The 14473-nt window shown below is 52.8% G+C and carries 12 protein-coding genes and 3 tRNA genes; 7 read left to right on the plus strand and 8 right to left on the minus strand.

Annotation, left to right across the window (positions count from 1 at the left end):
* Positions 1-115 precede the first annotated feature (115 nt).
* Genes U2W12_RS05630 through U2W12_RS05640 form a run of 3 tightly spaced genes read left to right on the plus strand, consistent with a single transcriptional unit; the run spans position 116 to position 3325 of the window.
* The gene (locus U2W12_RS05630; RefSeq protein WP_326499689.1) at positions 116-994 is read left to right on the plus strand and encodes a DUF4912 domain-containing protein; all 879 of its coding nucleotides are present in this window, start codon (positions 116-118) and stop codon (positions 992-994) included.
* Between the two features lie 9 nt (positions 995-1003).
* Positions 1004-2602, plus strand: coding sequence for a 1,4-alpha-glucan branching protein domain-containing protein (locus U2W12_RS05635; RefSeq protein ID WP_326499690.1), 1599 nt, complete (start codon positions 1004-1006; stop codon positions 2600-2602).
* 21 nt (positions 2603-2623) lie between these two features.
* Entirely contained in the window at positions 2624-3325 is a 702-nt protein-coding gene (locus U2W12_RS05640) for a DUF2490 domain-containing protein (protein WP_326499691.1), read from the plus strand.
* Here the strand turns inward: U2W12_RS05640 and lpxB are convergent.
* Positions 3315-4475 carry a lipid-A-disaccharide synthase gene (gene lpxB, locus U2W12_RS05645; RefSeq protein ID WP_326499692.1) on the minus strand — a complete coding sequence of 387 codons (1161 nt, stop codon included), beginning with the start codon at positions 4473-4475 and terminating at the stop codon, positions 3315-3317. The genes U2W12_RS05640 and lpxB overlap by 11 nt on opposite strands.
* Positions 4476-4844: 369 nt before the next feature.
* Between lpxB and U2W12_RS05650 the strand changes: the two genes are divergently transcribed.
* On the plus strand, positions 4845-6656 hold the full coding sequence (locus U2W12_RS05650; protein WP_326499693.1) for an ABC transporter ATP-binding protein: 1812 nt from the start codon (positions 4845-4847) through the stop codon (positions 6654-6656).
* A gap of 2 nt (positions 6657-6658) precedes the next feature.
* Here the strand turns inward: U2W12_RS05650 and U2W12_RS05655 are convergent, their stop codons facing one another.
* The 3 genes from U2W12_RS05655 to U2W12_RS05665 all read right to left on the minus strand — a co-directional run bounded on the left by U2W12_RS05655 (position 6659) and on the right by U2W12_RS05665 (position 9713).
* Complete coding sequence (locus tag U2W12_RS05655) at positions 6659-8332, minus strand: hypothetical protein (RefSeq protein ID WP_326499694.1); 1674 nt, start codon at positions 8330-8332, stop codon at positions 6659-6661.
* 213 nt (positions 8333-8545) lie between these two features.
* Positions 8546-9304 (minus strand): polyphosphate kinase 2, encoded by a 759-nt coding sequence (gene ppk2, locus U2W12_RS05660; RefSeq protein ID WP_326499695.1) that lies wholly within the window; start codon positions 9302-9304, stop codon positions 8546-8548.
* Positions 9305-9392: 88 nt separating this feature from the next.
* Complete coding sequence (locus U2W12_RS05665; protein WP_326499696.1) at positions 9393-9713, minus strand: hypothetical protein; 321 nt, start codon at positions 9711-9713, stop codon at positions 9393-9395.
* 201 nt (positions 9714-9914) lie between these two features.
* On the opposite strand from U2W12_RS05665, the gene U2W12_RS05670 reads away from it, so the two are divergent.
* The 3 genes from U2W12_RS05670 (at position 9915) to U2W12_RS05680 (ending at position 11926) form a co-directional block, all read left to right on the plus strand.
* Positions 9915-11216, plus strand: a complete 1302-nt coding sequence (locus U2W12_RS05670) for a dicarboxylate/amino acid:cation symporter (protein WP_326499697.1) — start codon at positions 9915-9917, stop codon at positions 11214-11216.
* Between the two features lie 306 nt (positions 11217-11522).
* Positions 11523-11723, plus strand: a complete 201-nt coding sequence (locus U2W12_RS05675) for a hypothetical protein (RefSeq protein WP_326499698.1) — start codon at positions 11523-11525, stop codon at positions 11721-11723.
* A complete protein-coding gene (locus tag U2W12_RS05680) occupies positions 11720-11926 on the plus strand; it encodes a hypothetical protein (protein ID WP_326499699.1) in 207 nt (68 codons plus the stop codon). Before U2W12_RS05675 ends, U2W12_RS05680 begins: the two co-directional genes overlap by 4 nt.
* A gap of 72 nt (positions 11927-11998) precedes the next feature.
* Here the strand turns inward: U2W12_RS05680 and U2W12_RS05685 are convergent.
* From U2W12_RS05685 to gltX, 4 genes are all read right to left on the minus strand, one after another.
* A tRNA-Glu gene (locus tag U2W12_RS05685) sits at positions 11999-12074 on the minus strand.
* A 105-nt stretch (positions 12075-12179) separates the two neighbouring features.
* A tRNA-Glu gene (locus U2W12_RS05690) sits at positions 12180-12255 on the minus strand.
* Positions 12256-12281: 26 nt separating this feature from the next.
* A tRNA-Ala gene (locus tag U2W12_RS05695) sits at positions 12282-12357 on the minus strand.
* Positions 12358-12406: 49 nt separating this feature from the next.
* A complete protein-coding gene (gene gltX / locus U2W12_RS05700; RefSeq protein ID WP_326499700.1) occupies positions 12407-13813 on the minus strand; it encodes a glutamate--tRNA ligase in 1407 nt (468 codons plus the stop codon).
* Positions 13814-14473 lie beyond the last annotated feature (660 nt).

Raw genomic sequence — 14473 nt, forward strand, 5'->3', positions numbered from 1 at the left:
ACAATTTTGCCTATGCAGCAGAGGTGCCTGCTGAATAGAGCCGAAAATGGACGATTTCGCCGGCTGCGGTAATGAAAATCCCGGTAAAGTTTAAACACCATATTTATGCATGTTGATGACTTTTGAAGATGCGGAACCTCGTTCTCCCATCGAACTGACTCGGGATGAGATGCTAGCGATCAGCGCGGAGATTAGCTTTAAATTCTCTCCGGATAAAACTGCGCCGGCCAAGGTGACTGCGCCTCCGCCAGCCGCCGTATTGCGGGAACAGCCGCAAATCGAAGGCTTCAGTCATCGGGAATTGCAGGCGATCGGCCGGGACATTAGCCAACGCTACGCACCGAAAGCTTCCAACAGGGCTCCAGAAATCACCTTGCTGCCTGTCGACCCCCTCCATCTGTATGCATACTGGGATACCGGTCCCGGCCAAACGCCGATTACGGCCGATCACAAACCACAGAAACCTTTGACTCTGCGTATTTACTGGCGGCCGGATGCGACACGGGAAATCACCCGCTCGAACATCTGGTTCGACATTCCCGCCGGCCGTTCCCAGAGCCGGAAACAAATTCGCCTGCCGATCGACAATACATTTTATTCCGCCGCGTTGGGTAAATTGAATCCGGACCGTAGTCTCGACGTGCTCGCGCATTCGAATCTCGTGCATGTGCCGACCGCGCCGAACAACAAACGGCTTGCCATAGATCATCCGGCGCAACAAGCCTCAACCGCAAAGGAGCCGGCGTTTGCCGTTCGCCATTTACAAGGCATCCTGAGCGCGGCGCGGCAGGAAGGCGCGCATTTTCCGGAGGACTGGTCCATCAAGCTGCATCCGAGCAGCCCGGCAGACCCTATCAGCGATCCAGCAAAACTTTATACCGAACTTATGAGCATTTTCAAATTTAACAGGATCGACGCGGAATTGATTCCCGAACCTGCCCTGCGTAACGTTTTGGAAAATCCCCCAAAAAACGCCTCGGGCCTAGGACTCTAACGCATTCCGATGGAAAAAGGCTTTCTCAGCATTATCCTGCATGCGCATCTGCCTTTCGTGCGCCATCCCGAACACCCGAGTTTTTTCGAAGAAAACTGGCTGTTCGAGGCGATGACCGAATGCTATATCCCGCTGATCGGCATGCTCGACCGGCTCGAAGACGATCATATCGACTACCGTTTAACGTTGTCATTGTCGCCGCCGTTAATCTCAATGCTGCGCGACGAATTGCTGCAAAGCCGCTACCTGAAGCATCTGCACCAGCTGATCGAACTGGCCGAGAAGGAAATCGCCAGGACCCGTAAGGCGCCGGAATTCAATAAACTGGCGCGGCTGTACCGCCGTTTTTACCGGCATGCGCTGGCTGTCTATCAAAACCAGTACCACGGCGATTTGCTCGGCGCGTTCGGCAAGCATCAGGCGCTCGGCAAACTCGAACTCATCACGACCGCCGCAACGCACGGCTTTCTGCCCTTACTCAGTGTCAGCGAAGCCTCGGTGCGCAATCAAATCAACATCGGCATCGACACCTTCCGCACGCACTTCGGCATCGCACCGAAGGGATTCTGGCTGCCCGAATGCGGCTATTATCCTGGGCTTGAATCCTTCTTAAAAGACGCCGGCATTGCGTATTTTTTCGTCGATGCGCACAGCCTTTTGAATGCCAGCCAACCGCCGCTCAATGGCGTTTATGCGCCGCTGGCCTGCGCAAACGGCGTCGCCGCGTTTGCGCGCGATCCCGAATCGTCCGAGCAGGTCTGGAGTTCCAAACAAGGCTATCCGGGCGATTTCGATTACCGCGAATATTACCGCGACATCGGTTTCGATCTGGATTTGGATTACATCGGGCCGTATATTCTGGACGGACAAATCCGCGCAAATACCGGCATCAAGTACTATCGGGTGACCGGCGAAAACCAACCGAAGGCAATTTACCAACCGAAACAGGCTCGTGCGAAAGCGAAACTGCATGCGCGCGATTTCATTCATAAACGCCAACAGCAAATCGATGCACTTTCAGGCCGCATGGACCGGCCGCCGCATGTCGTCGCGCCATATGATGCCGAATTGTTCGGCCATTGGTGGTTTGAAGGCCCCTGCTGGCTCGAACAGGTGCTGCGTATTGCGAGCGAAGCGTCAAACGGCATCCAGACTATCAGTTGCGGAGACTATTTAAAACAAGCCCCGCCTCCGCAAGTCGCAACGCCGTCCGCCTCGACCTGGGGCGCTCAAGGCTATTCAAGCTACTGGATCAACGAAACGAATGACTGGATTTATCCTTTCCTTCATCAGGCCGGCCGGCAACTGGAAGACTTCGTCGCGGAACTGCAAGGCGTCTCGGTCAATGCGTTGCAGGAAAGAGCATTCAATCAAGCGTTCCGCTCGTTGCTGCTCGCCCAATCCTCCGACTGGCCTTTCATCATCAAATCGGGTACCACGATCGAGTATGCGAACAAACGCATTACCGATCATTTGGCCCGTTTCAATTTTTTATATGACAGCCTGCGTAAAGGCAAAATCGACGAGCGCTATCTGACCGCGCTCGAAATCATGGACAACATCTTCCCGGACATTGATTTTCGGAATTACTGCGCCTCGAAGACATGATGGAATCAACAAAATTCAGATATGCGGAAACATTCACTCACTCTATTGTTTAGCGGCTTGATCACAGTAACCAGTCTTGCGACGGCAGCCCCTGTCAAAGATGACTGGGGCATGTGGCTCAGCAATACCTATCAGACCGACTTCGGCGGCAGTCGGTATCTGGCCTTTCTGGAACTGGCGCCGCGCACGAAACACGACAACGGCGAATTCAGCCAGATCATCGTCAGACCCCTGCTGGGCTACAAATTGACCCCGAAGCTGCAATTCTGGCTCGGTTATACCTGGCAGGGCGAATACAGCAAGGACACCGACTTCGACCTGGCCACCCACGATTTCATGCAGCAAGTGCAATGGATCGACAATTGGACGCCGCAATTGAATTTTCAATACCGCTTCCGCCTGGAGGAGCGTTTTTTTGCGGACGAGGATACCGCCTTCCGGATGCGCCACCGTTTCCGTTTTGTCTACACACTGCCCGAAACCAAGACCTATCTGATTGCAGCCGACGAGTTGTTCGTGTATTTCAATTCGTTCAACAGCGGCCGTCTGGCCAATTCGGTTCAGCCAGGCATCAACCAGAACCGGAGTTATGTCGGCGTCGGCTACAAGATCACGCCCAAGATCAATATCGATACCGGCTATCAGTTTCAATACGTGAATAATTTCGGCGCGCCGGATGGAGCCAATCACATCTGGCTGACCAATTTCAATATCAATTTTTAGGCGCCGAGGCCAGCATCTCCAACGCCAGTTCCGCCATATTTTTCGAACCGCCGCCCTGCCCCAATTTCTCTTTCACGCCCTGCAGATGCCCGCGTATTTGCCGGGCGTAATCCGCATCAGTCAGAATTCGGCTAATCTCGGCGGCCAGATTTTCGGCGCTGGCCTCATGTTGAATCAACTCCTTGACGATACCTTTGCCGGCCACGATATTCGGCAGGCCAATGAACGGCGTTTTGACCATCAATCGGCCCAGCCAATAGGTCGGCGGCGATAGTCTGTAACAAACGACCAACGGCACGTTCAACAAGGCGATTTCGAGTGTTGCGGTGCCCGATGTCGTCATAATCGCGTCGCAGCATTGCATCACGTCATACGGTTGATCCTTGATCACAGTGATTTTCACCGGCGACGTTCGTATATAACCTTGCAGCATATCGTCGGAAATCGAACCGGCTTGCGACAAGATAAACTGGGCGCCCGGCGTACGCACGGCAATCCCTTCGGCAGCTTTCAACATCACCGGCAGCATGCGTTTGATTTCGCCGCTTCGACTGCCCGGCAGCAGTCCGACGACGGGCTTTTGCGTATCCAGACCGAAGCGCGCGAAATCATCGTTTTTGCTTTGTTGGGGGCGAACCTTATCGACCGATGGATGACCGACATAGCGCACCGGCACGTTCTCGGCCTCGTAATAAGCCGTTTCGAAAGGAAAGATAACCGCCATCATGTCGATCACGCGGCCGTACTGCTTGACCCTACCCGGACGCCAGGCCCACACCTGCGGGCTGACATAAAACAACACCTTGATGCCGATCCGTTTGGCGTAAGTCGCCAACTTGAAATTGAATTCCTTGTAATCGACGCAGACCAGCAAATCGGGGCGCTGATCTGCCAGCAGGGCTTGCATCGATTTCAGCGCGCGGCGGATTTCGCCATAATGCTTGAGCACCTCGACCACGCCGATCACCGCAATTTGCGACGAATCGTAACGCACGTCTATCCCCGCCCCGGCCATCTTCGCGCCGCCCATGCCGATGCCTTGAATATTGGGCCGAAGTTTTTTCATTTCGAGAAACAGATGGGCTGCATGCTGGTCGCCCGACGCTTCGCCAGCGCTGAACATGACTTTGTAAGGCTTGTGATCTGACAAGGACAGTCCTCGTGTATGGATTTGAAGTTGTCTATTGTAAGGCGTTTTCAGTCAAAGAATAAGCCTGAGCGGCGACAAACCGGAGGACTCATTGAAGTAATGAGGAATGGGAAACTCCCGGCTTTTTTCAAATCCACCGGCGCAATCCGATCGATCTGCAACAGGCGCACCGTAAAACGCCGCGCATAGGTGAAAATACCGTGTATAAGATCATTTTCAAAAGCAGTCGGCGAAGCCGGACTTTTGCCGGTGCTACGCGAGCGCTTGAAAAAGCTCCGATACACCATATCGAAACCGCAATTAATAAGGCATTGACGTGGTTCGGCCGGATATAATAAGCGTTTTTCCTGTCCGCATCCCCTGTCTTTGATGCCTAAAACGAAACCCTCTCAGACGCCACCCCGCGCCGGCGCAGCGCCACCCTTGCCTACCGGCACGATTCGTTTCATCCTCTACTGCCTGTCCAGTTTCAAGGGTTGGCTGGTATTGATGGTGATCTTCGAAACGGGACAGGCGGCGGGTACCATTCTGGTGCCTTATGCGATCAAGGCAATCATGCAGGGGGTATCGAACGGGCTTTCCGATGCCCAAGGCACGCTCGACGCATTGCGGGAGCCCTTGCTGCTATTGGCCGGGTTGGGTATCGCCGAAATTCTGTGCAGCCGGGCCAGCGGCGCGGTATTGATCACTATCGGCCCTCGCCTGCGCCAGCGCACGACGCGCGCCTTGTTTACCTATCTGCAATGCCATTCGGCGCACTATTTCAGCAGCCATTTCGCCGGCGCGCTCGCGCACAGGATCAGCGAAACCGCGATCAGTGTGAATCATACGACATGGGCGGTGCTGTGCGATTTCTGGCCCATTACGGTCACCTTCAGCGTATCCGCCGGCTTGCTGCTGAGTGTGCATCAGGGACTCGGACTTTTCGTCGCAGCCTGGGTCTTTCTGTATGTCGCGATCTCCTTCTGGCTGGCCACGCGCTGCCGGCCTTATGCACAAAGCTATGCCGGTATTCGCAGCATGGTCAACGGCAAAATCGTCGATTCGGTCACGAATAGCCTCAATGCCCGGCTGTTTGCGCATCAAGGATTCGAACGCGATTATCTGCAAGGTTTTTTGGACATCGAACTGAACGCCGCGCGCCGAACGTTTTGGTATATGGAACGGGTGCGCTGGTTTCAATTCATCTCCGCCGCCGCGCTGAAGTTGGGCACAATTTATTATGCGCTAACGCTCTGGCAAGACGGACTGATCGGCGTCGGCGACTTTACGATGAGCGTGGGTCTCGCGCTGATCATCATCAGCGACGCACGCAATCTGTCGCGCCATTTTCTGGAATTTTTCGAATATGTCGGCAATATCGCGAACGGCGTCGAGACGATCGTCGAACCGCACGAAATCATTGACGCGCCCGATGCGAATGCGCTGAATGTCGCCGAGGGACGCATCGAATTTCAGAACGTGACCTTCGGCTATCATCCGGATCAGCCGGTTTTCAAGAACCTTAATGTTACGATCGAACCCGGCCAGCGCGTCGGCCTGGTCGGTTTTTCGGGCTCGGGCAAGTCGACTTTCGTCAGCCTGATTTTGCGTAATTACGAGCCGCAGCAGGGCCGAATTTGCATCGACGGCGCCGATATCGCTCGGGTGACTCAGGAGTCGCTGCATCGGCAAGTCAGCCTGATTCCGCAAGACCCGACGCTGTTCCACCGCAGCCTGAAGGAAAACATAGGCTATGGCAAGCTTGATGCGAGCGATCAGGAAATCGTCAGTGCCGCCGCGTTCGCGCATGCCGACGACTTCATTCAGACCATGGCGGAAGGCTACGATTCGTTGGTCGGCGAGCGCGGGGTCAAATTGTCCGGCGGCCAGCGGCAGCGGATCGCGATTGCGCGGGTGATACTGAAAGATGCACCGATTCTGATCCTGGACGAAGCGACGTCGAGCTTGGATTCGGTTACCGAAAAAACGATCCAGGAAAATCTGGCCCGGCTGATGGGACAGAAGACCGTAATCGCTGTCGCTCACCGCTTATCGACGATCGCCTATCTCGACCGCATCCTGGTCTTCGATCAGGGCCGCATCGTCGAAGACGGCACGCACGACGAATTACTGGCGCTGCAAGGTTATTACTATCGCTTATGGAATATGCAAGCCGGAGGCTTTTTGCCGGAAGGCTAAGATCAGGGCTGTTCCTGCAATAACGTCCGTTTCGCGAACACAATCGCCGCGACCGGTATCATGAAGCTCAATCCCATCACCACGATCAATAGCCAGCCGAGTTCGCTATAATCCGCCGGAGTCATGATCTGGCCGGTCGCCACGTCGCGAACCTCACGCGTGATCACGAAGCTTTGATTCAACCATTTTGTCAACAGTTGCGACAAGGACAGCGCCAGATTCACGAACGCCGCCATAACCGCGAAATAAGTCGCCTTCAATTGCTTCGGCGCCGAATTGGCGATCCAGGCCAGCATCGGAATCATCGCGATTTGCCCCAGTGGCGACTCGAGCGCAGTATCAACCAACGCGATGAAGCGGGCATCGACGACGCCGCCGGTCAACGCCGCCGTCCAGTGATGCAGACCATAATACAGCGCGATATTCGGTAGATACAACAGGGTCAACGCAATGGTCAGTGCCGCGATAATGTAGGTAATCGGCCGCTCGGCCATGAAACGACGAAACAAAAACATGCCGAGCAAGGTCAACGCGCTCGAAATCAGCGACAATTTCGAGATAAACTGTTGATCGAAACCGAGGTCGTCGATCATCCACCAGGTTTCGCCGGCGCCGGTCGTCGGCACCGCGCGAAACGCAAAGATCACGAAGGCGGTGCCGTACAGTTGATTTCTCGTTTTACTCTCGAGATCCATCGTCAACCGCCACATCAAAAACATCACGATGGACAAAGAGCCGATGAAAACGATCTCCTCGCTGTTCGAGAAGCCGCCCAGCCCCATCACTGCCGCGAAAAACGCGAATCCGAGCCCGCCGCCCAACAGCGGCCAATTGACCGCGGGCGCTTCATGCACGCCGGCGGCGGACATGCGTTCGATTTCATCAAACTCATAACCTTGTGCGGCAAGCCGCCATTCTTCTTGCGATCGCAAATAAGACGACAACACGACACCCAGAATCGAGATCACCGGAACCCATAGCGCCCACCGGTATATCGACAGGTAAACCGCGGCTTTCTCGGCCGCCCCCATCGTTCCGATCCCGCTGAAGAATCCGACATTGACGCCTGCCACGAGTAAGCTGCCGCCGATAATAGCGACTCGACCCAAAGTTTGCATCGTGGTGTGCGCGGCCAGAATTTGCGCTTCAGGAAGCGGACGCCCCTCCTTGTCGCAGTGGGCAACGGCTTCCACGGTCATCGCATCGGCCACGGTATCCTGAATCACATAACCGACCGGCGCCAAGAGCGCCGCTAGTACATACCAGCTTTCGACCGGCCACACATGCCGCATATATTCACTATCGCCTAAGAGGTTTATCATTATCAGCAAACTGGCGGCGATCAGCGCCGCGCCCAAATAGACCAGGCGGGCCTTAAAACGCCATAATAAATCGACCAGATGACCCATCGGCATCTTCAACGCCCAGGGCAACATCGCCCAAAAACCCAGCGCAGCCAGAAACTCGGCAGACAAACCGAGATACTCCTTCACGAAAAATGTCCCGACGATGCCGGTCAAACCGGACACACCCGCCGCCAGATAAACCATCAGTGGCGGTACATAACTGACGCGCATCTGCCGGCCCAAATCGATCACATTGCGATCCAGCCATTTTTGCAACAGGGAAATTATCGACGCGGTAACTGGGGCGGCGCTTGATTGATGATTGGTCATGGAATTCCCACCGATTTTGCAACGTTGAAATGTTAGGCTATCGACTCTGATACCCTACATAAGTTCGCGGTATGGCACAGTACGCAATTTTAATTACTGAATATGTCCTCAACGTGAAAGGACTCTGTTCGGGTTTATCGATGGACAGGGAAATAGTCCAGATCTGGGCGGTATATAAGCTGCCGAAATACCGGCAATTATGACAACCTCCGACTACTGCGCGATCATACCGTGTTTCAGATAATTTTCCGCGTAATTGAACACGATGTCCGCATCGGGAAGCACCAGGGCCTCGTCTTTGTCCTTGTAGTCGAGGCGAAACAAAATGTCCTTGATGATATTGACTCGGGCGCTTTTTTTATCGTCGGCGCGCACCATGGTCCAAGGCGAAAACAGACGATGCGTTCTCGCAAGCATGATATTGCGGGCAAGGCTATAGTCGTCCCAACGCTTGACAGCTTCCAGATCGACCGGACTGATTTTCCACTGTTTCAGCGGGTCCCGTTCACGATCTTCGAGACGCCGTTTTTGTTCTTCGCGGCTAATGTCCAGATAATACTTCAAGAGCTTAATCCCCGACCGCACTAGCATCAATTCGAAATCCGGCACGGTTTCGAGAAACTCGTGGTATTCCTCGTCATTGCAATAACCCATCACCCGCTCGACGCCGGCACGATTGTACCAACTGCGGTTGAAAAGCACCATCTCCTGCGCCGAGGGCAAATGCGGCGTATAGCGTTGAAAATACCAACTGCTTTTATCCCGGTCGGAAGGTTTACCCAAGGCAACCACGCGGGTTTCGCGCGGACTTAGATGCTGAATGATGCGCTTGATCGAGCCGTCCTTACCGCCAGCATCCCGGCCCTCGAAAATGATCAACACTTTTTCGTCATGTTTGATGATGTGCTTTTGTAGCTTGACCAATTCGATCTGCAACTGCGTCAATGTAGTTTTATACTCTTTCTTGCCCATTTTTTCTTATCGTGTTGATGTGTCGTACCAGGAGCAAATCTTACTATCCAAAAGTAACCGGAGAACACCGCATCGCGAAGATGCCGGATTATTTCAATTGCTCGATCCGTTGCCGCGCCGCCTCCCCGAAAGGCGAATCCAGTTCCTTTTCGGAGATGCGTTCCAGGGCATCCAAACTTTTGTCATTCAACAATGCGATCGCTTGAAGACGTACTGCGGGGTAATGCGCCCTGAGCGCCGCCAACTCCCGCAAATAGGCATTGGATTCGTTCAACAATCTAAGCAAAATTCTTTCAGGATCGCCGGTAAAAAGATCGCGGACCAGATTATCGTAATGCTCCTGTTCCCTGAGAACATCGCGGGGATCGACTCTAGGCGGTTCGGTGGGATCATGGCAACAGGAACTCATGGCAATACTCCGATGGTTATAGACTCCAAGAATGTTACACCCAAACCGGCCGCGACAAAATGACAGCAGATCGGCGAAACGCCAGATTCTCGAATCCGATAGCGCGTTCAAGAGGCCGAAGCGCTTATCCTCGCATAAAACAGAATGTTACACTGTTCGGAAGTGATATCTATCCTATAACCCTAGCACAAGAAACGACCCATGCACAAAATCAGCTTGACCGCGTTGCCCTTATATGTGCAGGTGATTATCGGCGTCCTTTCCGGCACTGCACTGGGTGTATTTTTCGGGACCGAAAATTACGGCTTTGATTTATTGAACAACTCGACGTTGGGGCAATTAGGCCAATTGGTGATCCGCCTCTTAAAATCCCTGGCAACGCCGCTGATCTTTTTTGCCATTATGGAAGCGATGATCAATACGGACATTTCGTTCAAGCACGGCCGCCGTCTGTTGGCTTTATGTGCGATGAATCTGTCCGTGGCGATGGTGATCGGCCTGACGCTGATGAATAGCCTGCATCCCGGCCGCTATTGGGAAGGCCGATTGACGGCGATGACCGCCCAGTTGCATACGGGGAAAAACCCCATTGCGCCAAAAACGATACCGGAAAACCTATCGCTCGACCCTCTGAAAAATATCATCGGCTACATCCCAGAAAGTTTGGCGGAGCCGTTCGTTAAAAATAACGTGATTGCGATCATTTTATTGGCCTTGCTGGCCGGCAGCGCGATCCGCCGGTTAAAGCAACAAACAGCGGACGAAGATCGTTCCGGCCTGCTCATGATCGAAAAATTGATCGGCGTGTGCTATCACTTGCTGATTCAAATGCTGCTCTGGGTCGTCAAGGCGATTCCGTTTGCGGTTTTCGGCGTCGTCGCGCAAGTGGTCGGCAAAGCGGGCCTGGATGTTTTTGCATTGGTTGCGGTTTTTTTGGTCACCATGCTCGGCGGCTTGATGATCCATGCGTTCGTTTATTATCCCTGCATGGCGAAATGGGGCGGCAAGATGCCGATCAAACGCTATTTTGGCGAAGGCGCCGATGCAATCATCACCGCGCTATCGACCAACAGCAGCCTCGCGACGATGCCGATCACCCTGCGCTGCCTGACCGAAAACATGGGCATTTCAAGCCGATCGGCGCGCTTGTCTGTCTGCATCGGCACCAATTTGAACAATGACGGCATTATTCTGTACGAAGCGATGGCCGCGCTGTTTCTGGCACAGGCTATCGGCATCGATCTGAATCTTGCACAGCAATTGATCATCGTCGCCGCCGCGATCATGGTCGGCGTCGGCATTTCGGGAATTCCCGAAGCAGGCTTGATCGCCTTGCCCCTGGTGCTCAGCACCGCTGGCCTACCGGAAGCGCTGGTCATTACCGCGGTGCCGCTGATCACTACGATCGACTGGATCATTGCCCGCTGCCGGTCCGGAGTGAATGTGATGAACGATATGCTGATTGCGATCCTGCTCGACCGCATGGAAAGAGGCAAATATTAATGAGAGCACCGATCTTGCGCTGTTTAATCTGATCGAATTGGGGTATTTTATGACATCCGAGCCATCTTGAATTTATGCAACATGAGTCATAACTCCACCACTGCCAGAATCAAATGGACTATCGTTGTTTTTTTGTTGATGATACTTGATACTTTACCATTTCCTGTCACATCGCTCATCTTATTGTATATTCTGATTTTCCGGCCGCTATGGTTCAAAAACGCGGTTCTGGATATATACAATCATACCGGCCACGCGCGGCAATGAAAACGATATGAATGATCTCAACTAACCTCCCCCTTGTTCATGAGCCCATATAAAGATTCCTTCTACTCCAGAATGGCGTTATGTTTCATCGTGGTGATCGGGTTGATCATCCTGCACGTGATTCCACTTCCGATATTGGAAACCCTGGTGCTGTACATTCTGGTTGCGCGTCCGTACTGGTTTAAAAATCTGGTCGATCAAATCTATAGCAGTAAAAAACCCGAAAATACAAGCGAATGAATCGAAATAAAATCGACTTTCTGCCCCGGTTCTTTTCAGCCCTGATCCTGATCGTCTTAATCGTGTTGCATGTGATTCCGGTGCCGATACTAGAAACCTTGATCCTGTACGTGGTGCTGAACCGCACGCGATGGTTTAAACAATTGGTCGATTTGATTTACAGCAGGGCAAACATCAAGCCGAATCACGACGGAGTAATCTGAACTCGCACCGACCGATCGGTTAAAGTGAAGGCAATAAAAAAGGGCTATCCTTTCCGGATAGCCCTTCGAATATGGCGTCCCCAAGGGGGTTCGAACCCCTGTTACCGCCGTGAAAGGGCAGTGTCCTAGGCCGCTAGACGATGGGGACAGAGTCTGGTCTGTCAGGCATACCGTTCGAAAGAACGTAAGCATGCCAAAGTGGCTTTTTTACTTATTACCTTCTAAATCAACACATCGTTGATAGAGTAGCTAGTGGCGTCCCCAAGGGGGTTCGAACCCCTGTTACCGCCGTGAAAGGGCAGTGTCCTAGGCCGCTAGACGATGGGGACAATAATAAGTGTCAATCCGTCTGATTTGGTGGAGCCAAGCGGGATCGAACCGCTGACCTCTTGCATGCCATGCAAGCGCTCTCCCAGCTGAGCTATGGCCCCATCAGATGAGAGCGCGCATTTTAAAGGGGTTTAGACAGATTGTCCAGCCTTAATTCAAATTTTTTATCGTCTCGATCGCTTTTTGTATTCTGTCCAAGGTCTTACCCTTACCGAGCAATGCCAAGGTCACATCGATCGCCGGGGATACGGCCGTGCCGGTCACCGCCACACGCAATGGCTGCGCCACCTTGCCCATGTTCAATGCCCTGGCTTCGGCCAGATCGACTATCACCTGATGCAGCGCCTCCCCTTGCCAGTCTTCAATTCTTGCAAATTGCTCATGCAGTGCGGCCAACACCTCCGCGGCTTCCGCGGTGAAATTCTTTTTAACCGCTTTTTCATCGTACTCATCAAACTCGCGGTAAAAAAAAGCGCTGGCCTGTGCCATCTCGATCAAAGTCTGACTGCGTTCCCGTTGCGCTTTCACGACTTCAACCAAGGCCGGCCCTTCCGAAGGATCGATGCCCAACTGGCCGATATGCCAGCTCAAATGACGCGCAATATGCGCCGGGTCGCTGTTCATGATGTACTGATGATTGAGCCATAACAATTTCTTCGTATTGAACGTCGACGCGGAGACATTCACGTTTTCCAGTTCAAAGAATTCGACCATTTCATCGACCGAAAAAACTTCCTGATCGCCATGCGACCAGCCGAGTCGCACCAGATAATTCAGCAACGCTTCCGGCAAATAACCGTCATCGCGGAACTGCATCACGCTGACCGCGCCGTGACGCTTGGACAGCCGCGCGCCGTCCGCGCCTAATATCATCGGCAAATGCGCATATAAGGGCACCGCAGCGCCCAACGCTTTCAAAATGTTCATCTGCCGAGGCGTATTGTTGATATGGTCATCACCGCGAATCACATGTGTGACTTTCATATCCATGTCGTCAACCACCACGGTCAGGTTATAAGTCGGCGAACCATCCGCCCGCGCGATCACCAAGTCATCCAATTCTTTATTGGCGACCACGATGTCGCCTTTGACCAGATCGTTGATTGTGACCATGCCGTCCACAGGATTCTTAAAACGGACCACATAATCGCGGCCGTCATCGCCTTTATGTCCCGCATCGCGGCACTTGCCATTGTAGCGCGGCTTTTCCTTATTGGCCATTTGCTCGTTGCGCACAGATTCCAGTTCTTCCTTGCTGCAGCAGCAATAATAGGCATCACCCTGTGCAAGCAATTGCTGAATCACTTCCTTGTAGCGATCGAAATGGTGCGTTTGGTAAAACGGCCCCTTGTCGTATTCGAGTCCCAGCCAGGTCATGCCCTCCAAAATCGCATTGACCGACTCCTGCGTCGAGCGCTCAAGATCAGTATCCTCGATGCGCAAGATGAAATCGCCGCCGTGCTTGCGTGCGTAAAGCCAGGAAAATAGAGCGGTGCGGGCGCCGCCGATGTGGAGATAACCGGTAGGACTGGGGGCAAAACGTGTGGTGATAGTCATTGAATTCCGTTAACGAATTTAAAAAATAATCGATTAGCAGGATATTTTATCGCTTACCGGACATTCGCTTCAAAATTACTGCACATTAAATCGCCCTTTTCAGAATCGAAAATGGGCAATGCATGCATTCAGATGGCTAAAAAACTGGAGCTTTATTGGGATCCGTTGGAAAAAAGGAGGCGATTTTATTTCCTGCCATCCTATAGTCCTGAACCGAACCGGATAGAAATGCTCAGGCACAAGATGACGTACAAATGGCCTCGCTTTAAATGGTAAGTACCTATGCATATTTATCCAGCCAGCAATTTCAGGCATGCTATTGTTTTTATTACCACCTTTCACAAGGCGTTCTAAAAAATGCCGGGTTTATTTTGCACATGCACTTATACGCCTGAAGAACCCGAACAATCGTTGATAAAATCGGTGAAGACTTCGGGTCTTTATACGGATTGGCTTTTTGTTAAGCGCTTATGAGTGAACCCATTCAGGCCGATATGCAATTACAGTTCGGCCATTGGACTAAAGTCCAATGGCGCCACCGTATAAGTGCTTAGCAGAAAGTAAATTGGTATTGAGAGCCAAAACCAGCGCCGATTTCATCGATAGCCTCCTCAAGTTCGGTAGGTGTAAACGATTGGAATGGCAGCCACTCGTATTTCA

The sequence above is a fragment of the Methylomicrobium sp. Wu6 genome (assembly GCF_035916875.1).
Lineage (GTDB): Bacteria > Pseudomonadota > Gammaproteobacteria > Methylococcales > Methylomonadaceae > Methylomicrobium.

What these genes read in the sequence shown, in the direction of transcription:
- U2W12_RS05670 (WP_326499697.1), top strand. Translation starts at nt 9,915, where the DNA reads ATGCACAAAATCAGCTTGACCGCGTTGCCCTTATATGTGCAGGTGATT.
- U2W12_RS05635 (WP_326499690.1), top strand. Translation starts at nt 1,004, where the DNA reads ATGGAAAAAGGCTTTCTCAGCATTATCCTGCATGCGCATCTGCCTTTC.
- U2W12_RS05665 (WP_326499696.1), bottom strand. Translation starts at nt 9,713, where the DNA reads ATGAGTTCCTGTTGCCATGATCCCACCGAACCGCCTAGAGTCGATCCC.
- U2W12_RS05655 (WP_326499694.1), bottom strand. Translation starts at nt 8,332, where the DNA reads ATGACCAATCATCAATCAAGCGCCGCCCCAGTTACCGCGTCGATAATT.
- U2W12_RS05630 (WP_326499689.1), top strand. Translation starts at nt 116, where the DNA reads ATGACTTTTGAAGATGCGGAACCTCGTTCTCCCATCGAACTGACTCGG.
- ppk2 (WP_326499695.1), bottom strand. Translation starts at nt 9,304, where the DNA reads ATGGGCAAGAAAGAGTATAAAACTACATTGACGCAGTTGCAGATCGAA.
- U2W12_RS05650 (WP_326499693.1), top strand. Translation starts at nt 4,845, where the DNA reads ATGCCTAAAACGAAACCCTCTCAGACGCCACCCCGCGCCGGCGCAGCG.
- gltX (WP_326499700.1), bottom strand. Translation starts at nt 13,813, where the DNA reads ATGACTATCACCACACGTTTTGCCCCCAGTCCTACCGGTTATCTCCAC.
- U2W12_RS05640 (WP_326499691.1), top strand. Translation starts at nt 2,624, where the DNA reads ATGCGGAAACATTCACTCACTCTATTGTTTAGCGGCTTGATCACAGTA.
- U2W12_RS05675 (WP_326499698.1), top strand. Translation starts at nt 11,523, where the DNA reads ATGAGCCCATATAAAGATTCCTTCTACTCCAGAATGGCGTTATGTTTC.
- U2W12_RS05680 (WP_326499699.1), top strand. Translation starts at nt 11,720, where the DNA reads ATGAATCGAAATAAAATCGACTTTCTGCCCCGGTTCTTTTCAGCCCTG.